Source organism: Pseudomonas helleri, assembly GCF_001043025.1.
Lineage (GTDB): Bacteria > Pseudomonadota > Gammaproteobacteria > Pseudomonadales > Pseudomonadaceae > Aquipseudomonas > Aquipseudomonas helleri.
The window spans coordinates 316,540-340,464 of record NZ_JYLD01000003.1 but is presented as its reverse complement, the minus strand read 5'-3'; the positions used below and the strand labels follow the sequence as shown (position 1 = coordinate 340,464).

3 protein-coding genes are annotated in these 23,925 nt (G+C 60.6%); all 3 read left to right on the top strand.

The genetic code is table 11. The features are described 5' to 3' along the window. Positions 1-372: 372 nt before the first annotated feature. The 3 genes from TU84_RS06940 to TU84_RS06930 all read left to right on the top strand — a co-directional run bounded on the left by TU84_RS06940 (position 373) and on the right by TU84_RS06930 (position 23,893). Positions 373-20,058 (top strand): BapA/Bap/LapF family large adhesin, encoded by a 19,686-nt coding sequence (locus TU84_RS06940; protein ID WP_053225197.1) that lies wholly within the window; start codon positions 373-375, stop codon positions 20,056-20,058. Positions 20,059-20,333: 275 nt separating this feature from the next. Then, complete coding sequence (locus TU84_RS06935) at positions 20,334-21,701, top strand: TolC family outer membrane protein (RefSeq protein WP_048368250.1); 1,368 nt, start codon at positions 20,334-20,336, stop codon at positions 21,699-21,701. After that, on the top strand, positions 21,698-23,893 hold the full coding sequence (locus TU84_RS06930; protein ID WP_048368249.1) for a type I secretion system permease/ATPase: 2,196 nt from the start codon (positions 21,698-21,700) through the stop codon (positions 23,891-23,893). The genes TU84_RS06935 and TU84_RS06930 overlap by 4 nt, the downstream gene beginning before the upstream one ends. The last annotated feature ends 32 nt before the right edge of the window (positions 23,894-23,925 follow it).

The window sequence follows — 23,925 nt, the reverse complement described above, 5'->3', positions numbered from 1 at the left end:
ACGAATGGATTCGTAGAGCGTATGTCCAGCTGCTGTCAATCGAGAACCTGCCTTCTCGTGGCCAGCCCGGCCCGGCACAAAGCCCGGTCGCCAGCGTTTGCCCTGTAGTTTCCCTTCGTATTTCACAGACCTTTTCAGCCTTGGACTCAGCGCTTCATCGCCCGCTGGCGGTGTTTGGCAGTGGCAGAGCAAGGCGTCTGAACGGACGTGACGAAACAGGCGTGGGCTGAAGCCTTACGCCAAACAGTCGTTGAATAGCACGACCCCATTATCGAATAACGGTTGTTAATTACGCCGCCGGGGATACTTGCGCCCTGCATTTAGTGCAGTGGCGAGTCCCTTTATTTATCGAATGAATAAAGTAGGTGTGAGATGAAGAGTATTGTGATTGTTGACAAGGCATCAGGGGCTAAGTCGGAACAGGCGTTGGGTTCGCTCAGCCTTAAAGGCACGAGCATTGTAAAACTGCCCTTCGGCCAGGAGAGTGTTCAGTCTTATCAACAGTCCGGCAATAATCTGGTTATTACACTCAAGTCCGGTGAAACCGTTACGATCCAGAACTTCTTTGTGACGGGCAGCGACGGAGCCACTAACCAACTGGTGCTGGAGGGCAGCAATGGAACGCTGCTCCTGGGTCAGTATTCTTCACCTTACTCTGGCTTTACTTTCACCCAGATTTCCAGCCTTCACGACCTGACACTGGCCGCGGCTGGCGGCAGTGCCGACATTCCTAACTGGGTCCTGTGGGGGCTTGGCCTTCTGGCGGTAGGTGGCGCGGCGGCTGCGTTGAGCGGTGGTGGCGGTGGCGGCGGCCATCATGGCGGTGATGGCGATACCGCAGCGCCCGGTGCTCCAACCGGTATTTCGGTGAGCAGCGATGGCCTGAGCGTCATCGGCAAGGGCGAGGCCGGTTCCAAAGTGACGGTCAAGGATGCGGCCGGTAACGTGGTCGGCACCGGCACGGTCGGCGCTGATGGCAACTTCAAGGTGCCCCTGGACTCGTCCAAGACCAACGGCGAAAAACTCGACGTAACCTTGACCGACCCGTCGGGTAACCAGTCCCCGGTCGGTAGCGTGGTGGCGCCTGACACCACCGCTCCAGAGGCCCCGACCGGCCTGACGGTCAGCCCGGATGGCCAAACCATCAGCGGCAAGGGTGAGCCTGGCTCGACGGTGACGGTTAAAGATTCTGCGGGCAATGTGATCGGCTCGGGCACCGTAGGGGCTGATGGCAATTTCGACATTACCCTCGGCACCCCGCAAAACAACGGTCAAACCCTTGATGTCACCTTGACCGACCCGGCGGGCAACCAGTCGCCGGTCGGCAGCGTGGTGGCGCCTGACACCACCGCTCCTGATGTACCCACCAGCCTGTTTTTGGCCACAGACGGTGTGACATTCAGCGGTAAAGGTGAGCCGGGTTCCCACGTTACGGTCAAGGACTCCGCCAACAATGTGGTGGGCAGTGGCACTGTCGGTGCCGACGGCAATTTCTTGATCACACTGACCTCACCGCAAAGCGTGGGTCAGCAGTTGAACACCACGCTGACTGACGCGGCTCAGAACGAATCGTTGCCAGGCAAATTTATTGTGACTGACACCGATTTGGGCTCAGGAGGCCAACCGCTCGCGGCCACTGACTTGGTCGTCAGCCAGAACGGCCTCTCGATCAGCGGCAAGGGGCAGGCCAATAACAAGATTACGGTCAAGGATGCGGCGGGCAATATTATCGGCAGCGGGACGGTGGATGCCGATGGCAATTTCAACCTGTCTTTCGACACGGCCCTGATCAGCGGCGCCAGCGTGAATGTCACATTGACTGACAGCAAAGGCCAGGTATCGCCAGTCAGCAGCGTTGTGTACACCGACACCACCGCGCCTGATGCGCCAACCAACCTGGCTGTGAGCCCCGATGGCCTGACCCTTACCGGTAAAGGTGAAGTGGGCAGCACAGTTATCGTTAAAAACGCGTCCGGGGAGCAAGTCGGTACAGCGGTCGTGGGGGCTGATGGCAGCTTCGAAGTCACCCTCGATGCAGCCCAAGGCAATGGCACCACCCTTGAAGTGACCCTGACTGACAAGGCCGAAAATATTTCGACAGCCACGCCAGTAGTTGTGGGTGAAGCTGTAGCGCCTGAAGCGCCAACCGGTCTGGTTGTCAGCGCTGATGGCCTGTCGGTAACCGGTAAAGGTGAGCCGGGCTCCACCGTGACGATCAAAGACTCTGCGGGCAATGTGATCGGCACCGGCACTGTTGGAAATGACGGCAACTTCGACGTCACCCTGGGCACCGCACAAACCAATGGCGAAACCCTGGGCGTGACCCTGACCAGCCCTGGTGGGCTGACTTCGCCATCGATCAGCGTTGTTGCAGGCGACACCACCGCACCTGAAGCGCCAACCAATCTGGCAGTGAGCGACGATGGTCTGGTGCTGAGTGGTAAAGGTGAGCCGGGTTCAACCATCACCATTAAAGGTCCGACGGGCACCGTGATTGGCACTGGGACAGTCGGTGCAGATGGCACCTTCTCGATCATCCTCGAAACAGCACAAACCAATGGCGAAACCCTGGGCGTCACCCTGACTGACAAGGCGGGTAACGTATCTCAAGCTGGCAGCGTGGTAGCAGGCGACACCACGGCACCCGATGCTCCAACTAATATCGCAGTCAGCGCCGATGGCCTGACCCTCACCGGTAAAGGTGAAGCGGGCAGCACGGTTATTGTTAAAAACGCAGCCGGTGAGCAAGTCGGTACGGCGGTCGTGGGGGCTGATGGCAGTTTCGAAGTCACTCTGGATGCGTCCCAAGGCAATGGCACCACCCTTGAAGTGACCTTGACCGACAAGGCTGGCAACGTATCGACAGCTACCCCGGTGGTTGTGGGTGAAGCGGTTGCCCCTGAGGCGCCTACCGGTCTGGTTGTTAGCGCCGATGGCCTGACAGTGACCGGTAAAGGCGAGGTTGGCAGCACCGTAATCGTCAAAGATGCGGCTGGCTTGCCAATCGGCACCGGGGTTGTCGGTGCTGATGGCAGCTTCGAAATAACGCTCGACAAAGCACAAACCAACGGCGAAACACTGGGCGTCACTTTGACCAATGCCGGTGGCCTGACTTCGCCATCGATCAGCGTGATTGCAGGCGATACCACCGCACCTGAAGCACCGACCAATCTGGCTGTGAGCGACGATGGTCTGGCGCTCACGGGTAAAGGCGAGCCGGGTTCCACCGTCACTATCAAAGATCCAGCTGGCAAAGTGATTGGCACTGGGACAGTCGGTGAAGACGGTAGCTTTTCGATCACCCTCGACAAAGCACAAACCAACGGCGAAACCTTGGGCGTCACTCTGACCGACAAGGCTGGCAACATCTCGCAAGTTGGCAGCGTGGTAGCAGGCGACACCACTGCCCCTGAAGCCCCGACCGGCTTGGGTGTTAGCGCAGATGGCCTGACCCTGAGCGGTAAAGGCGAAGTTGGCAGCACCGTCACCGTAAAAGATCCGGCAGGCAATGTGATCGGCTCCGGTCCAGTCGCCGCTGATGGCAGCTTCGAAATCACCCTCGACCCAGCACAAACCAACGGCCAAACACTGGCTGTCACTCAAACCGATGCGGCAGGCAATATCTCTGCGGGTGGCAGCGTGGTTGCAGGCGATACCACCGCGCCAGCGGCTCCAACTGAGCTGGCGGTAAGCGCTGATGGCCTGACCCTCACCGGTAAAGGCGAAGTCGGCAGCACCGTTATCGTCAAAGACGCGGCAGGTTTGGAGATCGGCAACGGCGTTGTGGATGCGGATGGCAATTTCTCCGTCATTCTCGACAAAGCACAAACCAACGGCGAAACCTTGGGCGTCACCCTGACCGACAAGGCGGGCAATATCTCGCAAGTGGGCAGCGTGGTTGCAGGCGACACCACGGCCCCCGATGCGCCAACCAATATCGCTGTCAGCGCCGATGGCCTGACCCTCACCGGTAAAGGTGAAGCGGGCAGCACGGTTATCGTTAAAAACGCCGACGGTGAACAAGTCGGTACGGCGGTCGTGGGGGCTGATGGCAGCTTCGAAGTCACCCTGGATGCAGCTCAAGGTAATGGCACCACTCTTGAAGTGACCCTGACTGATAAGGCAGGCAACATCTCAACGGCTACCCCGGTGGTTGTGGGCGAAGCTGTTGCGCCTGAGGCGCCTACCGGTCTGGTTGTCAGCGCAGATGGTCTGACGGTGACCGGTAAAGGCGAGCCGGGCTCCACCGTGACGATCAAAGACTCTGCGGGCAATGTGATCGGCACCGGCACCGTCGGTGATGACGGCAACTTTGACGTCACCCTGGGCACCGCACAAAACAACGGTGAAACCCTGGGCGTGACCCTGACCAGCCCTGGTGGCCTGACTTCGCCATCGATCAGCGTGATTGCAGGCGATACCACCGCACCTGAAGCACCAACCAATCTGGCTGTGAGCGACGATGGTCTGGCGCTCACGGGTAAAGGCGAGGCGGGCAGCACGGTTATCGTCAAAGACGCGGCGGGCTTACAAATCGGCGCAGGCGTTGTGGATGCTGACGGTAATTTCTCGATCATCCTCGATAGCGCGCAAACCAACGGCCAAACCCTCAACGTCACCCTGACCGACAAAGCGGGCAACATCTCGCAAGTTGGCAGCGTGGTAGCGGGCGACACCTCTGCACCTGAAGCCCCGACCGGCTTGGGTGTTAGCGCAGACGGCCTGACCCTGAGCGGTAAAGGCGAAGTTGGCAGCACCGTCACCGTGAAAGATGCAGCGGGTAATGTAATCGGCTCCGGCCCTGTGGGTGCTGACGGCAGCTTCGAAATCACTCTTGCGCCAGCACAAACCAACGGCCAAACACTGGCTGTTACCCAAACCGATGCGGCAGGCAATATCTCTGCGGGGGGCAGTGTGGTGGCGGGCGACACCACAGCACCAGCGGCTCCAACTGAACTGGCGGTCAGCGCTGATGGCCTGACCCTCACCGGTAAAGGCGAAATCGGCAGTACCGTAATCGTCAAAGATGCGGAAGGCTTGCAAATCGGTGCTGGGGTTGTCGGGGCTGATGGCAGCTTCGAAATCATCCTGGATGCTGCTCAAACCAACGGCGAAACCCTCAACGTCACCCTGACCGACAAAGCGGGCAACATCTCGCAAGTGGGCAGTGTGGTTGCTGGCGACACCACTGCACCTGAAGCACCAACCGGCGTGGTCCTCAGCGCCGATGGCTTGACCCTGACGGGTAAAGGCGAAGTGGGCAGCACCGTTACGGTCAAAAACGCCGAGGGCGCGGTGATTGGCTCCGGGCCTGTCGGGGCTGATGGCAGTTTCGAAATCACCCTGGATGCGGCGCAGACCAATGGCCAAACCCTGGACGTCACCCTGGCCGATAAGGCAGGCAACGTCTCGGCAGTCACGCCTGTGATTGCGGGCGATACAACGGCACCTGCAGCGCCAACTGATTTGGCGGTCAGCGCTGATGGCCTGACCCTCACAGGTAAAGGTGAAATCAACAGCACGGTCATCGTCAAAAACGCAACCGGTGGGCAAATCGGCGTGGGGGTTGTGGACGCTGATGGCAATTTCTCGATCACCCTCGACAGCGCGCAAACCAACGGTGAAACCCTCAACGTTACCCTCACCGACGCGGCGGGCAACGTTTCGCTAGTCGGCAGCGTAGTGGCGGGCGACACCACGGCTCCTGATGCGCCAACCAATATCGCGGTGAGCGCGGACGGCCTGACCCTCACCGGTAAAGGCGAGGCGGGCAGTACGGTCATCGTCAAAAACGCTGCCGGTGAATCCGTGGGTACAGCGGTGGTGGGGGCTGACGGCAGTTTTGAAGTCACCCTCGACGCCGCGCAAGGTAATGGCACCGTCCTGGAAGTCACCTTGACTGACAAGGCTGGCAACATCTCTGACCCGACGCCTGTACTGGTCGGTGAGGCTGTAGCACCTGAGGCGCCAACCGGTCTGGTGGTGAGCGCAGACGGTCTGACAGTGACCGGTAAAGGCGAAGTGGGCAGCACCGTGACGGTGAAAGGCCCGGCTGGCAACGTGATTGGTACCGGGGTTGTCGATGTTGACGGTAATTTCTCGGTCACTCTGGACACCGCGCAAACCAACGGCGAATCCCTGGGGGTGACGTTGACCAATGCCGGTGGCCTGACCTCGCCATCGATCAGCGTGGTGGCGGGCGATACCACGGCGCCTGATGCCCCGACTGACCTGGTGGTGAGCGCGGATGGTCTGGCGCTGACCGGTAAAGGTGAAGCGGGTAGCACGGTCACCATCAAAGACGCGGCGGGCACAGTGATTGGTACCGGGCCTGTCGGGGCTGATGGCAACTTCTCAATTACTCTCGACAGCGCACAAACCAATGGCGAAGCCCTCAACGTCACCCTGACCGACAAGGCGGGCAACATCTCGGCAGTCACGCCTGTGATCGCGGGCGACACCACGGCACCTGATGCACCGACTGAGCTTGCGGTGAGCGTTGATGGCCTGACGCTGAGCGGTAAAGGTGAAGTCGGCAGCACAGTCACGGTCAAAGATGCAGCGGGCGCGGTGATTGGCTCCGGGCCTGTGGGCGCTGATGGCAGCTTTGAAATCACTCTCGATGCTGCGCAAACCAATGGCGAAACCCTTAACGTCACGCTGACTGACAAGGCAGGCAACGTCTCAGCGATCACGCCAGTGGTTGCTGGCGACACCACAGCACCTGCGGCGCCAACTGATTTGGCGGTCAGCATTGATGGCCTGACCCTGACCGGTAAAGGCGAAGCGGGCAGCACCGTTACGGTCAAAGATGCAGCGGGCGCAGTGATTGGTTCCGGACCTTTTGGGGCTGATGGCAGTTTCGAAATCGTCCTCGACAGCGCGCAAAAAAATGGCGAAACCCTCAACGTCACCCTGACCGACAAGGCGGGCAACGTGTCGGCGGTCACGCCAGTGATTGCGGGCGATACCACCGCACCTGATGCACCGACTGAGCTTGCAGTGAGCGTTGATGGCCTGACGCTGAGCGGTAAAGGCGAAATCGGCAGCACGGTGACGGTCAAAGATGCAGCGGGCGCGGTGATTGGCTCTGGGCCTGTGGGCGCTGACGGCAGCTTCGAAATCACCCTGGACACGGCTCAAACCAACGGCGAGACCCTCAACGTTACGCTGACTGACAAAGCAGGCAACATCTCGGCGGTTACGCCAGTGACTGCGGGTGATACCACCGCACCTGATGCTCCGACAGAGCTTAAAGTGAGCGCTGATGGTCTGTCCCTGACCGGTAAAGGCGAAGCGGGCAGCACCGTCACGGTCAAAGATGCGGTGGGCGCGGTGCTCGGCACCGGGCCGGTAGCGGCTGACGGCAGCTTCACCATCACCCTCGACAGTGCGCAAAAAAATGGCGAGACCCTTAACGTCACCCTGACCGACAAAGCCGGCAATGTGTCGGTTTCCGCTCCGGTTGTTGCAGGCGATACCACCGCACCTGATGCCCCCACCAACATTGCCGTGAGCGCGGATGGTCTGACGCTCACCGGTAAAGGTGAAGTCGGCAGCACAGTCACTGTCAAAGACTCGGCCGGTCTTTCGGTAGGCACGGGTGTGGTGGGGGCTGATGGCAGTTTTGAAGTCATCCTTAAAGACGCGCAGGGCAATGGCGCCATCCTTGATGTCACCTTGACCGACAAGGCAGGCAACATCTCGCCGATTACCCCAGTGGTGGTCGGTATCGCGGTAGCGCCTGATGCGCCAACCGATCTGGCAGTGAGTGCCGATGGTCTGACAGTGACCGGTAAAGGCGAGATTGGCAGCACCGTTACTGTCAAAGATGCGGCTGGCTTGCCAATCGGCACCGGGGTTGTCGGTGCTGATGGCAGCTTCGAAGTAACTCTCGACAAAGCGCAAACCAACGGCGAAACCCTGGGCGTCACCTTGACCAATGCCGGTGGCTTGACCTCGCCATCGATCAGCGTGGTGGCGGGCGATACCACGGCGCCTGATGCCCCGACGGACCTGGTGGTGAGCGCCGATGGTCTGGCGCTGACCGGTAAAGGCGAGGCGGGCAGCACGGTCACCATCAAAGACGCGGCGGGCACAGTGATTGGTACCGGGCCTATCGGGGCTGACGGCAGCTTCACCATCACCCTCGATACGGCGCAAAAAAATGGCGAAACCCTCAACGTCACCCTGACCGACAAGGCGGGCAACATTTCGGCAGTCACGCCAGTGATTGCAGGCGACACCACGGCACCTGATGCCCCGACAGAGCTTGCGGTGAGCGTTGATGGTCTGTCCCTGAGCGGTAAAGGTGAAGTCGGCAGCACGGTCACTGTTAAAGACGCAGCGGGCGCGGTGATTGGTTCCGGGCCGGTAGAGGCTGACGGCACCTTCACCATCGCGCTCGACACGGTACAAACCAATGGCGAAACCCTCAACGTCACCCTGACCGATAAGGCGGGCAACGTGTCGGTGGTCACGCCAGTGATCGCGGGCGACACCACCGCACCTGATGCTCCGACAGAGCTTAAAGTGAGCGCAGACGGCCTGTCCCTGACCGGTAAAGGCGAAGCGGGCAGCACCGTCACGGTCAAAGATGCGTTGGGCGCGGTGATCGGCACCGGGCCGGTTGCGGCTGACGGCAGCTTCACCATTCCCCTCGATTCGGCGCAAAAAAATGGCGAAACCCTTAACGTCACCCTGACCGACAAGGCGGGCAACGTGTCGGCGGTCACGCCAGTGATTGCGGGCGACACCACGGCACCTGATGCACCGACAGAGCTTGCGGTCAGCGTTGATGGCCTGACCCTCAGCGGTAAAGGCGAGGCGGGAAGTACGGTCACTGTCAAAGACGCAGCGGGCGCGGTCATTGGCAGCGGGCCTGTGGGCGCTGATGGCAGCTTTGAAATTACCCTCGACACTGCACAAACCAATGGCGAAACCCTCAACGTCACCCTGACCGACAAGGCGGGCAACGTCTCGGCAGTCACGCCAGTACTAGCGGGCGATACCACCGCACCTGAAGCCCCAACAGAGCTTGCAGTGAGCGTTGATGGCCTGACGCTGACCGGTAAAGGCGAAGTTGGCAGCACAGTGACGGTCAAAGACGCCGCGGGCGTGGTCATTGGCAGCGGGCCTGTGGGCGCTGATGGCAGTTTCGAAATAGCCCTCGATGCCGCGCAAATTAATGGCGAAACTCTCAATGTCACCCTGACCGACAAGGCGGGCAACGTCTCGGCAGTCACGCCAGTGATCGCGGGCGATACCACGGCACCTGATGCACCGACAGAGCTTGCAGTGAGCGTTGATGGCCTGACGCTGACCGGTAAAGGCGAAGTTGGCAGCACGGTGACGGTTAAAGATGCAGCGGGCGCAGTGATTGGCAGCGGGCCTGTGGGCGCTGACGGCACCTTCACCATTGCTCTCGACACGGCTCAATCCAATGGCGAAACCCTCAACGTCACGCTTACTGACAAGGCAGGCAACGTTTCAGCGATCACGCCAGTGACCGCGGGTGATACCACCGCACCTGATGCCCCGACAGAGCTTAAAGTGAGCGTTGATGGCCTGATCCTCACCGGTAAAGGCGAAGCGGGCAGCACCGTCACTGTCAAAGATGCAGCGGGCGCGGTGATCGGCACCGGGCCGGTTGCGGCTGACGGCAGCTTCACCATCACCCTCGACAGTGCGCAAAAGAATGGCGAGGCCCTCAACGTCACCCTGACCGACAAGGCGGGCAATGTGTCGGTGGTCACGCCAGTGATTGCGGGCGACACCACGGCGCCTGATGCACCGACCAACCTGGCGGTGAGCGGTAATGGTCTGATCCTGACCGGTAAGGGCGAAGTCGGCAGCATCGTGATCGTCAAAGACGCTGCGGGCGTGCAAGTCGGTACGGGCGTCGTCGACGCGGGCGGCAATTTTGAGGTGGCTCTTGACCCGGGCCAAAGCAATGGCTCTACGCTTCAAGTCACCCTGACCGACAAGGCCGGCAACATTTCGATCGCCAGCCCTGTGGTTGTCGGCGATGCCGTCGCACCGGATGCGCCAACTGACCTGAGCGTGAGCGTTGATGGCCTGGTACTTGATGGCAAGGGCGAGCCGGGCGCCATCGTCACCGTCAAAACGGCAGCGGGTGTGGTGATCGGCAGTGGGGTCGTAGGCCTTGACGGTAACTTCAGCGTGGCGCTGGACACCGCTCAAACCAACGGCGAAACCCTGGGCGTTACCCTGAGCAGCGTCGGTGGGTTGACCTCACCTTCCGTCAGTGTGGTGGCGGGCGATACGACGGCGCCTGATGCCCCGACTGAGCTGGCCGTCAGCGTCGATGGCCTGACCTTGAATGGTAAAGGTGAGCCGGGCTCAACCGTCACCGTTAAAAATGCCGCAGGCGCTGTGATCGGCAGCGGACCTGTGGCGCTGGATGGCTCCTTTGCCATCACCCTTAATACCGCACAAACCAATGGCGAAACCCTTAACGTCACGCTGACAGACAAAACCGGCAACGTGTCGGTGGTGACGCCTGTTATCGCCGGCGATACCACCGCGCCAGTGGCACCGACTGAGCTGGCGGTCAGCGCGGATGGCCTGACCCTGAGCGGTAAAGGTGAAGCAGGCAGCACTGTCATCGTGAAAAATGTGGCCGGTGCGCAAATCGGTACTGGCATCGTTGACGCTGACGGCGCGTTTACCGCGATCCTCGATACCCCGCAGAAAAATGGCGAGACCCTCAACGTCACCCTGACTGACAAGGCCGGTAACGTGTCGTCGTCTACCCCGGTGACAGCGGGCGATACCACGGCACCTGCAGCCCCAACCGAGCTTAAAGTCAGCGCAGATGGCCTGACCCTGGACGGTAAAGGTGAGGTGGGCAGCACGGTGATCGTTAAAAACGCCTTGGGTGTGCAAATCGGCACGGGTGTCGTAGGCACTGACGGCACTTTCGCCGTCACCCTCAACACGGCGCAGAAAAATGGCGAGACCCTCAACGTTACCCTGACTGACAAGGCAGGCAACGTGTCGGCGGCGACCCCGGTAATAGCGGGTGATACCACGGCACCCGACGCGCCGACTGAGCTGAAAGTGAGCCTCGATGGCCTGGAACTGACCGGTAAAGGTGAAGCGGGCAGTGTGGTCACCGTGAAAAACGCGGCGGGCGTGCAAGTCGGTGCCGGTATTGTTGGTCCTGACGGCTCGTTCACCGCGATCCTCGATACACCGCAGAAAAATGGCGAGACCCTTAACGTTACCCTCACCGACAAGGCAGGCAACGTGTCGGCGGTCGCCCCTGTGGTAGCCGGTGACACGACGGCTCCGGGTGCGCCGACTGAGCTTAAAGTGAGCGTTGATGGCCTGACCTTGAGCGGTAAAGGCGAAGTCGGCAGCACAGTGACGGTCAAAGACGCTGCGGGCGCAGTGATAGGCGGCGGGCCTGTAGGCGCTGATGGCAGTTTCGACATCACCCTCGACACTGCGCAAACCAATGGCGAAACCCTGAACGTCACCCTGACTGACAAGGCCGGCAACGTATCGGCAGTCACGCCAGTGATTGCAGGCGACACCACCGCACCGGCAGCGCCGACTGAGCTTAAGGTCAGCGTTGATGGTCTGGAACTGACGGGCAAAGGCGAAGCGGGCAGTGTCGTCACCGTGAAAAACGCCGCGGGCGTGCAAATCGGCACGGCTATCGTTGGGCCTGACGGTTCGTTTACCGCGATCCTCGATACCCCGCAGAAAAATGGCGAAACCCTCAACGTCACCTTGACCGACAAGGCGGGCAACGTGTCGGCGGTCACGCCAGTGATTGCGGGTGACACCACTGCACCGGCGGCGCCTACGGACCTTAAAGTCAGTGTCGATGGCCTGGCGCTGACCGGTAAAGGCGAAGCGGGTAGCACCGTCATCGTTAAAAATGCCCTGGGTGTGCAGGTCGGCACCGGCACCGTTGGCGCTGATGGCTCGTTTAGCGCAGTGCTCGATACGCCGCAGAAAAATGGCGAGCTGCTTAACGTCACCCTGACGGACAAGTCGGGCAACGTGTCGGCAGTTACGCCAGTGATTGCCGGTGACACCACCGCACCAGCCGCGCCGACCGAGCTCAAAGTGAGTGTCGATGGCCTGGCGCTGACGGGTAAAGGCGAAGCGGGCAGCATCGTCATCGTGAAAAACGCCGCCGGTGTGCAAATCGGCACCGGTATCGTTGGCCCGGATGGCGCGTTTACGGCCGTCCTTGATACCCCGCAGAAAAATGGCGAAACTCTCAACGTCACCTTGACCGATAAGTCGGGCAACGTGTCGGCAGTCACCCCGGTGATTGCGGGAGACACCACGGCACCGGCAGCGCCGACTGAGCTTAAGGTGAGTGTCGATGGCCTGGCGCTGACCGGTAAAGGTGAAGCGGGCAGCACCGTCATTGTGAAAAACGCCCTGGGTGTGCAAGTCGGCACCGGCACCGTTGACGCTGACGGCTCGTTTAGCGCAGTGCTCGATACGCCGCAGAAAAATGGTGAGCTGCTTAACGTCACCCTGACGGACAAGGCGGGTAACGTCTCGCTGCCGACCCCGGTTGTGGCGGGCGACACCACGGCACCGGCGGCGCCGACTGACCTTGACGTGCGTGTCGATGGCCTGGCGCTGACGGGCAAAGGCGAAGTGGGCAGCACCGTTACCGTGAAAAACGCGGCAGGTGTGCAGGTTGGCACCGGCATCGTGGGTCTTGATGGCTCGTTTACCGTGATCCTGGCCCCGGCACAAAATAATGGCGAAAGCCTTAACGTCACCCTCACCGACAAGGCGGGCAACGTGTCCTTGGCGGGTGTTGTGACAGCGGGTGATACCACCGCACCGGCGGCGCCTACCGAGCTTAAAGTGAGCGCTGATGGCCTGGCGCTGACCGGTAAGGGCGAGGCGGGCAGCACGGTTATTGTGAAAAACGCCCTGGGCGTGCAAGTGGGTAGCGGCACTGTTGACGCTAACGGCGTGTTAACCGCAACGCTCGATACGCCGCAGAAAAATGGCGAAATCCTCAACGTCACTTTGACCGACAAGGCGGGCAACGTGTCCTTGCCGGGTGTGGTGGCAGCGGGTGATACCACGGCACCGGCGGCGCCGACCGAGCTTAAAGTCAGCCTCGATGGTCTGGCGCTGACCGGTAAAGGCGAAGCGGGCAGCACCGTCATCGTAAAAAACGCCGCAGGTGTGCAAGTCGGCACCGGCATCGTTGGGCTGGATGGCTCGTTTATCGCGGTCCTGGCCCCGGCACAAAAAAATGGCGAGAGCCTCAACGTTACCCTCACCGACAAGGCGGGCAACGTGTCCGTGAGCACTGCGGTTGTAGCGGGTGATACCACCGCACCGGCGGCGCCTACCGAGCTTAAAGTCAGTGTTGATGGCTTGTCGCTGACCGGTAAAGGTGAGGCGGGCAGCACGGTTATCGTTAAAAACGCTGCGGGTGTGCAAGTGGGTGCTGGCACCGTGGGTGAAGATGGCTCGTTTAGTGCGGTGCTGACCTCGCCGCAAAAAAATGGCGAGCTGCTTAACGTCACCCTGACCGACAAGGCCGGCAACGTGTCGCTGGCCGCTCCGGTCACTGCCGGTGACACCACCAATCCGGATGCCCCGACTAACCTGGCAGTCAGCCTTGGAGGTCTGGTGCTGACGGGTAAAGGCGAGCCTGGTGCCGCCGTGACCGTTAAAGGTCTTGGTGGGGTAACCGTCGGTACAGGGTTTGTCGGGGCGGATGGCGGCTTTGCGATTGTGCTGGTCCCGGCTCAAGGCAATGGCCAAACCCTGGATGTTCAACTCAAGGATGCGGCGGGTAACGAGTCCCCGATCGGCACTGTGATTGTGGGGGGCGCCCTGGCACCGGAAGCCCCAACCGACCTGGTGGTGAGCCTGGATGGCCTGACCCTGAGTGGCAAGGGCGAAGCAGGGTTGTCTGTGACGATCAAAAACGCTGCGGGCGCGGTGATCGGTACGGGCACTGTGGGCGTGGACGGCAACTTTGCCGTCACCCTCGACACTGCGCAAAAGAACGGTGAAACCCTTGGCGTCACCTTGACCAATAGCCTGGACCTTTCATCTCCGTCCATCAGCGTGGAAGCGGGCGACACCACGGCACCGGCAGCGCCAACCGGCCTGGCGGTCAGCCTTGATGGCTTGTTGCTGACCGGTAAAGGTGAAGCGGGCAGCATCGTCACCGTGAAAAACGCGGCCGGTGTGACCATTGGTACGGGCGTGGTGGGCGTTGATGGCTCGTTTAGCGCCATCCTCGATACCCCGCAAAAAAATGGCGAAACCCTCAACGTCATCCTCACCGACAAGGCGGGTAACGTCTCGGTGGCCACCCCGGTTGTTGCGGGCGACACCACGGCTCCGGCGGCGCCAACGGAGCTTAACGTCAGCGCTGATGGCTTGACCCTGACCGGCAAAGGCGAAGCAGGCAGCACCGTCACGGTTAAAAACGCGGCGGGTGTGCAAGTCGGTACCGGCACCGTGGGGGCTGATGGCTCGCTGACCGCGACCCTGAGCCCGGCACAAAAAAATGGCGAAAGCCTCAACGTCACCCTCACCGACAAGGCGGGCAACGTCTCGCTGCCGACCCCGGTTGTGGCGGGCGACACCACGGCACCGGCGGCACCGACCGAGCTTAAAGTCAGCCTGGATGGCTTGTTGCTGACCGGTAAAGGCGAGGCGGGCAGTACGGTCATTGTAAAAAATGCCGCAGGCCAGCAAATCAGCACCGTTGTGGTAGGGATAGATGGCTCGTTTGCCGCCGTCCTCACGCCAGCGCAAAAAAATGGCGAGACCCTCAACGTCACCTTGACCGACAAGGCCGGCAACGTGTCGGTGGTCACCCCGGTTGTGGCGGGCGACACCACGTCACCGGCAGCCCCGACTGAGCTTAAAGTCAGCGCTGATGGTCTGGCGCTGACCGGCAAGGGCGAAGCGGGCAGCACCGTCACCGTGAAAAACGCGGCGGGCGTGGCCATTGGTACTGGCGTTGTCGGGGCGGATGGTTCGTTCAGTGCGACGCTCAACACGCCGCAGAAAAATGGCGAGTTGCTTAACGTCACCCTCACCGACAAGGCCGGTAACGTCTCGCTGCCAGCCCCTGTGCTGGCGGGTGATACCACGGCGCCGGCAGCGCCAACCAACCTGTCCGTGAGCGTCGATGGTCTGGTGCTTAACGGTAAAGGCGAGCCAGGCTCAACGGTAACGGTCAAAAATGCGGCGGGTGTGGTGATCGGTGGCGGTCTTGTCGGGCTGGATGGCTCGTTTGCCGCGGTCCTCACCTTGCCACAAAAAAATGGCGAAACCCTCAGCGTCACCCAGACCGATGTGGCGGGCAACGTGTCGGTGGCGGCACCGGTGGTGGCGGGCGATACCACGGCACCGGCCGCGCCGACCGATCTGGCAGTGAGCCTCAATGGTCTGGCACTCACCGGTAAAGGCGAAGCGGGTAGCATCGTCACGGTGAAAAACGCCGCAGGCGTGCAGATTGGCACTGGCATCGTCGGGCTGGATGGCTCGTTTAGCGCCGTGCTCACCTCGCCACAAAAAAATGGCGAGACCCTCAACGTTACCCTGACCGACAAGGCAGGCAACGTGTCGGTGGCCACGCCAGTGATTGCAGGCGACACCACGGCACCGGCGGCGCCGACAGAACTTAAAGTCAGCCTCGATGGCCTGGCGCTGACGGGTAAAGGTGAAGCAGGCAGCATTGTCACCGTGAAAAACGCCGCAGGTGCGCAAGTGGGCACCGGTGTTGTCGGGGTTGATGGCTCGTTTAGCGCGGTCCTGAACCCTCCACAGAAAAATGGCGAAACCCTCAACGTGACCCTGACCGACAAGGCGGGCAACGTGTCGGTGGCGGGTGATGTGACGGCGGGTGATACCACGGCACCGGCGGCTCCGACTGAGCTTAAAGTCAGCCTCGATGGCTTGTTGCTGACGGGTAAAGGCGAGGCGGGTAGCACGGTTATCGTGAAAAACGCGGCAGGCCAGCAAATCAGTACCGTTGTGGTCGGGATCGACGGCAACTTTGCCGCCGTCCTCTTAACACCGCAAAAAAATGGCGAGACCCTTAACGTCACGCTGACCGACAAGGCGGGCAACGTGTCCTTGCCGGGTACTGTGACGGCGGGCGACACCACGGCGCCGGCGGCTCCGAACACCCTGGCTGTGAGCGCCGATGGTCTGTCGCTCACAGGTAAAGGTGAAGCGGGCAGCACGGTCGTCGTGAAAAACGCCGCCGGTACGCAAATCGGCACCGGCGTCGTCGGGGTGGACGGTTCGTTTACTGCGACCCTCAGCCCTGCACAAAAAAATGGCGAGAGCCTCAACGTTACCCTGACCGACAAGGCGGGCAACGTGTCCTTGCCGGGAACCGTGACGGCGGGTGACACCACGGCTCCGGCAGCCCCGACAGACCTTAAAGTCAGCCTCGATGGCTTGTTGCTGACGGGTAAAGGCGAGGCGGGCAGCACGGTTATCGTGAAAAACGCGGCGGGCCAGCAAATCGGCACTGTTGTGGTTGGCATCGACGGCAACTTTGCCGCCGTCCTGTTAACACCGCAAAAAAATGGCGAGAGCCTCAACGTTACCCTGACTGACAAGGCGGGCAACGTGTCCTTGCCGGGTACTGTGACGGCGGGCGACACCACGGCGCCGGCGGCTCCGAACACCCTGGCTGTGAGCGCGGATGGTCTGTCGCTCACGGGTAAAGGTGAAGCGGGCAGCACGGTTGTCGTTAAAAACGCCGCAGGCACGCAAGTCGGTACCGGCGTCGTCGGGGCGGATGGCTCGTTTACCGCGACCCTCAGCCCTGCACAAAAGAATGGCGAGAGCCTGAACGTCACCCTGACGGACAAGGCAGGCAACGTCTCGCTGCCGACTCCGGTTCTGGCGGGTGATACCACGGCACCGGCTGCTGCTACGGACCTTAAAGTCAGCCTCGATGGCTTGTTGCTGACGGGTAAAGGCGAGGCGGGTAGCACGGTCATCGTGAAAAACGCGGCAGGCCAGCAAATCAGTACCGTTGTGGTTGGAATCGACGGCAACTTTGCCGCCGTCCTCTTAACACCGCAAAAAAATGGCGAGACCCTCAACGTCACCCTCACCGACAAGGCGGGTAACGTCTCTGTGGCCGCGCCAGTGGTTGCCGGGGACACCACTGCACCAGTGGCGCCAACCAACCTGGTGGTCAGCGTCAATGGTCTGACCCTGACGGGTAAAGGCGAGGCGGGCAGTACCGTCACCGTGAAAAACGCGGCGGGCGTGGCCGTGGGCAGCGGCACTGTTGGCGCTGACGGTTCGTTTACCGCGACCCTCAGCCCTGCACAAAAGAATGGTGAAAGCCTCAACGTCACCCTGACCGACAAGGCTGGCAACGTCTCGTTGCCGACGCCTGTGCTGGCGGGTGATACCACGGCACCGCAGGCGCCGACTGAGCTTAAAGTCAGCCTCGATGGTTTGACGCTCACCGGTAAAGGCGAAGTGGGCAGCATCGTTACCGTGAAAAACGCGGCCGGTGTGCAAATCGGTACCGGCCTTGTCGGGGCTAATGGTTCGTTTACAGCGCTGTTGGTTGGGCCGCATAAAAACGGTGAAAGCCTCACCGTCACCCTGACCGACAAAGCAGGCAACGTTTCGGTGCCTGCGCCAGTGCTTGCAGGCGACACCACGCCACCGGCCATTGCGACCGACCTTGCGTTGAACGCAGATGGCGTGACGTTCAGCGGCAAGGGTGAAGCGGGTAGCCAGGTGACGGTTAAAGACTACTTGGGGCAGACCATCGGTACGGGCACCGTCAACGGGCAAGGTAACTTCACGGTGATCCTGAATCAGCCACGCAGCACCGGTGAAACCCTCAACGTCACCCTCAAGGATGCCGCGCAGAACGTCTCTCAGCCGGCAACCTATCTGGCGATTGACCCCGGCCTGCCGGGGACCTTGACGCCCAAAGCCTTCAACGACCTGACAACGGCTGAGATGGTGATCAAGCCGGTGACGACCAACACCGGGTTGAAGGACATGACGGTCTATACGCTGGCCAGCGTAGGCGGAATTATCATTGGCGGTGTCGTCAAAGATACGCAGCTCTTTACTGTTGCCAGTGGTACGACCGGAACCTTGAACTTGAGTTCGGGTTCTGCTGACTTCCTGAAATTGCTGGGGGGCGGGGTCAAGGCGACGCTTGAGGTGAGTGACGGCAAGGGCGGATGGCTGCCGGTACAGCAGGGTTCCCTAGGGAGCGGTTTACTCGATTTGCTAGGGATATTCGGGTCCAGTGGCAGCGGGAAAGTTACAGGCCTGTCTGCTGGAAATTATCGCTTCACGTTCGAGCTTGATCTGGCGTTGGTCAAGGTGTTGTCCAGTGCAACGGCCAAACTGAGTGTCACCGAGCAAAGCCTCACCGATTTCACGGCTGACGCCGGGACAGCGATCAAAGGTAACGTGATCACCGACCTGGGCTTTGATGGCAAAACTGACGTTACGGGCACGGCCGGGCCTGCGAAGGTTCAGGTTATGGTCGACGGCAAGCTTGTCGATGCGGACATCCCGACCGGGCCCGGGACCGTGTTGCAGGGCCAATATGGTCAACTGACGATCTTTGCCAACGGCAATTACTCGTACGTGGCAAATGGCAATGCGGCCAATCTTGGCAAGGTTGATTCGTTTGAGTATCACCTGGTCAATGCGGCGGGCTCCTCAACAGCCAACTTGTATGTGCGCATTGATAGCGCAGACTCCAATTTCACGTGGAGCACAACCGATCCTTCGGCCCCCGGCGTTATTGTTCCGGTTGCTAATGATGACGTGGGTTCTGTAGCGATACAGTTGTCGCCTGAAGTCGGGCCGCAGGTTTCGTTGCAGGGCTTTGGCTATGATTTGAAGGCAGTAGGCATCTCTTTGACTGGATCAGGAACCGGTGCCGGTGGAGCCATCGTCATCGAGGCCAATACCAAGGGCGATATTGCGGTTACTGCGAAATTCTCGTCGGGATCGCAGGGGCTGGGTGGCACAACCTTGACCCTGGAAAAATTCATCAACGGGGAGTGGGCTGCAGTACCACAACAGAGCTTCTCAGCTACATCCCATACCTTTAAAGACCTGGGTGAGGGCACTTATCGGGTAACAGCGTCGACCAGCATCTTGCTTTCACTGGGCACTAAAGTGTCCATCGAGCAGAAACTCACGCCCACTTACCTGGACAAGTTTGTTGTCGGCACAGTCACTCCGGCCACCGGCAATGTGCTGTCCAGTACCTTGACCGGTCCTGACAAGCTGGGTTCTGTGCTCACGGTGATCAGTGTGCTGGACAAGGGTGTGTTCGTGAATGCCGGGGGCGAGGGCAAGGTGGTTGCGGGGGCATACGGAACGTTGACCCTGTTCGCCGATGGTAAATACACCTACACGCCGAATGCCGGCCTGACGGCGAGCAACGTGGGGCAGGTGGATCACTTCACCTACAAACTCACCTCGCCGACAGGCAATTCCGACACGGCTGAGCTGTACATCCGTCTCGACTCTCCAGACCGTCCTCAGGTCTGGGACGACGCCAACCCGGGCGCACCGGCCAAGACCGCCACGTCGTTCGCCGCACTGGCCGTGGAGGAGCATGTCGCCGCCGTCGACCACGTGGCTGCAACAGAGGGGCATACCACGGGTGAACACGGGGATCATGCGGTGGTTGCCGACACCGATTTCACTCACGTCGACAACGTTGCCGGGACCGATGGGTTGCTGTGGGAAGGGGGCGATGCTGCGATCAATCTGGCGAGCCTGATTGGCAAGGTCAGCGGCATCGATGCCATCGACCTCAACCACGTCAGCGCTGTTGATCTGACGCTGAGCCTCGAAGACCTGGTGTCCATCACCGGGCCTGAAGCGGACCGGTTGGTGATTCAGGGCGATGACAACGACAGTGTGCATTTGACCGGCAATTGGTCATCGGGAGTGGCTCAGGTTGAGAACGGTCTTGAATACGTGATCTACACTAGCGAGGAAGATAAAACCCACCAACTGTGGGTGCAGAACGGAATCAGCGTGGTTTAACCCACAACGTTTTCGCCGGGCCTTCAAAGGCCCGGTTTTGTGTACTAACGGTATTGCAATGATGGATCGTTGCGGGCTGCGAGTAACGATCCATTGTTGCGTGCACACCTGAGCCAAGGCGTGCATGTGATACCCCAATGTTGTTTCGCTGAGTGCGCCTTTTTTGCAGGCCAACACTCATCTGGGGGCTGGATTTGAGGCATAGAACGCTGGTTAAACAGTTGTCGGTTGTGGTTTGTGCCGTTGCGTTAACCCCGCTGTTGCTTGAACGGGTCATGGCCAAATCAATGTATGACGACGCCGAAAGCGTCAGCACCATCAGCCCGAGTCAATTGGGCACTAATTTACCGGGAGGGCCAATGGGCGTCAGTGCGCCGATCCCCCCGCAACGCGTTGTTCCGGGCACCCTCGACCTGACCCGCGCGGTACAAATGGTCGTGGCGTGGCACCCAGCTATCGCCGAGTCGATCGGCAAGCTGTATCAGCAGCAACAGAACGTGACCATTGCCCGTTCCGGTTACTACCCGCAAATCAGCGGCGGGTTGCGCTCGGGCTACGACAGTGGCTTGAACGGCAGCGGCGAAAGCCAGGCGTTCACCTTGTCGATGTCACAGATGCTCTATGACTTTGGCAAGGTATCGAGCACCGTCGACAGCGCCCTTGCCCGCGTCAACGGCAGCCAGGCGGCGGTGTTGCTGGCGGTCGATCAGGTGACCCGGGAAACCTCGTTTTCGGTGATTGAGTTACAGCGCGCGCAAACCTTGCAGAGGCTGGCCCGAGAGCAAGTGGATGGCCTGGCGGCGATTGCCGACCTGGCGCAAAAGCGCAGCGATATGGGCGCCAGTACGCGTTCTGACTTGATTCAGGCGCGCTCACGGGTCGAAGCGGCAATGGCAACGCAATTGCAATTCACGGCGCAATTGAACCGCTGGCGCGGGGCATTGAGCAGCTTGCTTGGCTCGCAGGCGCCGGTCAGCGTCACGCCGGGGTTTCCTGACAGCCTGGAGCACTCTTGCCAAGGCGTGGTGCCCGATGAGGCCGTGACCCCTTCGTTGTTGATCGCCCAGGCGCAGCAGGTCGATGCCGTGGCGCAAATCGCCAATGCGCGGGCCGAAGCGTTGCCCACGTTGTCTTTGGACCCGGAGCTGACCCAGTACCTGGACAGCAACGACAACAACGTTCAAAACGGCCGCGACAGAACACGCTACGGGGTGTTTCTGAACGTGAAAATGCCGATCTATCAGGGCGGTGCGATCAACGCCCGCAAAGCCTCTGCCGAACAAGCCCTGCGCACGGCGCAGTACGCAAACGACGCCGCACGGCTTTCAGTGCGCCAAGGGCTGCTGGAGGCGCGGGATCAAATATCCAGCCTCACTCAGCGCCTGTCGACCCTGGATTTTCGTGAGCGCAGCATCTCTGAAACCCGCGACCTGTATCGCCAGCAGTACCTGGAACTGGGGACCCGGCCGCTGCTTGATTTACTCAATGCCGAGCAGGAAATCCACCAGGCGCGCATGGACCGTGAAAACACCGCGTCCGACCTGCGCCGCCTGAAGATTGATTGCCTCTACAACACCGGCGGATTGCGCACAGCCTTCCATCTGGATAACAGCTCGATCCAAGGCGTGGAGATCCGACCATGAACGATACCGTGATGCTTGAGGCCGACACGCAAGCTGCCGAACAACCCGCTGAAACGGCGCCTGATCATTCCGCTCCGCTGGATTATGAAGTGTGGCTGGACGCGGTCCTGCTCGTTGCCCGGCACTACCGGCTGGAGTGTTCCGCACAAAGCGTGCGCCTCGCCGTGCAATGGACAGAAGGCAAGACCGTCGAGGAGGTGGTGCGGCTGATGGCGCGCCAGGCGGGGCTTAACTGTGTGATTGTCGACTTCACTGCAACCACTCTTATGCAGCGGCAAATGCCGTTGGTGCTGCAGTTTGATGATGGTCAGGTCGGTGTCTTGCAAACCCTGGGCGACGATGACGATTTGGGCATCACCTACAGCGGTGACGCGGGCCTGCAAAGCCGTATCTCGCGTCAGGAACTGATCGCCCACGCGAGCAAAATCGTGGTGCTGCGCCCCATGCGTGCGGTGCGCGATGCGCGCATCGATGACTATATAAAAACCTACGAGAAGGACTGGTTCCGAAACATCGTGCTGAGGGACTTGCGCCCGTACAGCTACGTGATGCTGGCGTCGCTGGTCACCAGCGTGCTCGGGCTGGCCGGGGTGTTGTTCTCGATGCAGGTGTATGACCGGGTGATTCCGGCCGAGTCGATGCCCACTTTGTACGTGCTGTTTGGCGGCGTGGTGCTGGCGCTGGTGTTCGATTTGATGATGCGCCTGACCCGGGTGCGCATCACTGACATGCTCGGCAAACGTGCCGACCTGCGCGTATCTGATTTGGTGTTCGGCCACGCCATCCGCCTGCGCAACAGCGTGCGGCCCAAGTCCACCGGCTCGTTTATTTCGCAGATCAAAGAACTGGAACAGGTGCGCGACCTGATCACTTCCAGCACCGCCACGGCGTTGGCAGATTTACCGTTCTTTTTGCTGTTTCTGGTGATCTTCTGGTTTATCGCCGGGCCCTTGGTGGCGATCCCCATCCTCGCGGTGGTGTTGATGGTGGTGCCGGGCCTGATGTCACAAAAGAAACTGGCGCGCATGGCCAACGAGTCGATGCGAGAAAGCTCGTTGCGCAGCGCCATGCTGGTGGAAACGATCCAGGGGCTGGACGATATCAAGTCGCTGCAAGCCGAGCAGCGTTTCCAGCAGCAGTGGAACCACTACAACGCCAGTTGCGCCGACGCCAACCTGCGGTTGCGCATGCTGACCAACTCGTTGGTGTCCTGGAGCAACACGGTGCAGGGTTCGGTGTTTGCCGTGGTCGTGGTGTTCGGCGCGCCGATGGTCATGGCCAGCGACATGACCACCGGTAGCCTGGTGGCTGCGTCGATTCTGTCGTCCCGCATGATGGCGCCTATGGCACAACTCACCCACGTGCTCACGCGCTGGCAGCAGGCCAAAGTCGCCCTGCAAAGCCTTAACCAGATCATGCAGTTGCCGGTGGATCATGCCGATGGCAGCAAGCGGGTGCATTTGCCCGTGGTGCGCGGCGATTATGTGCTCAATGAGGCGGCGTTCCAGTACTCCAGCGATTCTCCTGCGCCCGCGTTGACTGTGGCGGATATGAAGATCCAGCCGGGTGAACGTATTGCCGTGCTGGGGCGCAATGGTGCGGGCAAATCGACATTGCTTCAGGCGCTGGCCGGGATGCTCGATCTGAAGGAGGGCAGCATCAGCCTGGACGGCGTTGCCCTCGGGCACATTGACCCGGCGGACGTGCGCCGCGACGTCGGGCTGCTCACACAAAACTCCCGGCTGTTTCACGGCACTTTGCGCGACAACCTGATCCTTGGCGCACCCCACGCCACCGACAGCGAAATCCTCAACGCGCTGGCGCTCACCGGCGCCGCAGAGTTCGTCAGCAAGTTTGCCGATGGCATGGACCACTTGATCCTTGAGGGCGGCTTGGGGCTTTCGGGCGGGCAGCGCCAGGCCTTGTTGCTGTCACGTCTGTTTATTCGCCAGCCGCATATCGTCCTGCTGGATGAGCCCACGGCGTCTTTGGATGAAGCGAGCGAGCGCAACCTGATCCAGAACCTGGACAAATGGGCCGGTCATCGCACCTTGATCATTGCCACCCACCGCATGAGCGTCTTGAGCCTGGTCAACCGGATCATTGTCGTGGACAACGGGCGGATCGTCGTTGATGACAGCAAAGACAACGCCATAGCACGACTGTCCAAACCACAGAAAGCCGCGCAATGAACCAGCAGCCACGGACAGCGTCGCGCTCAAGG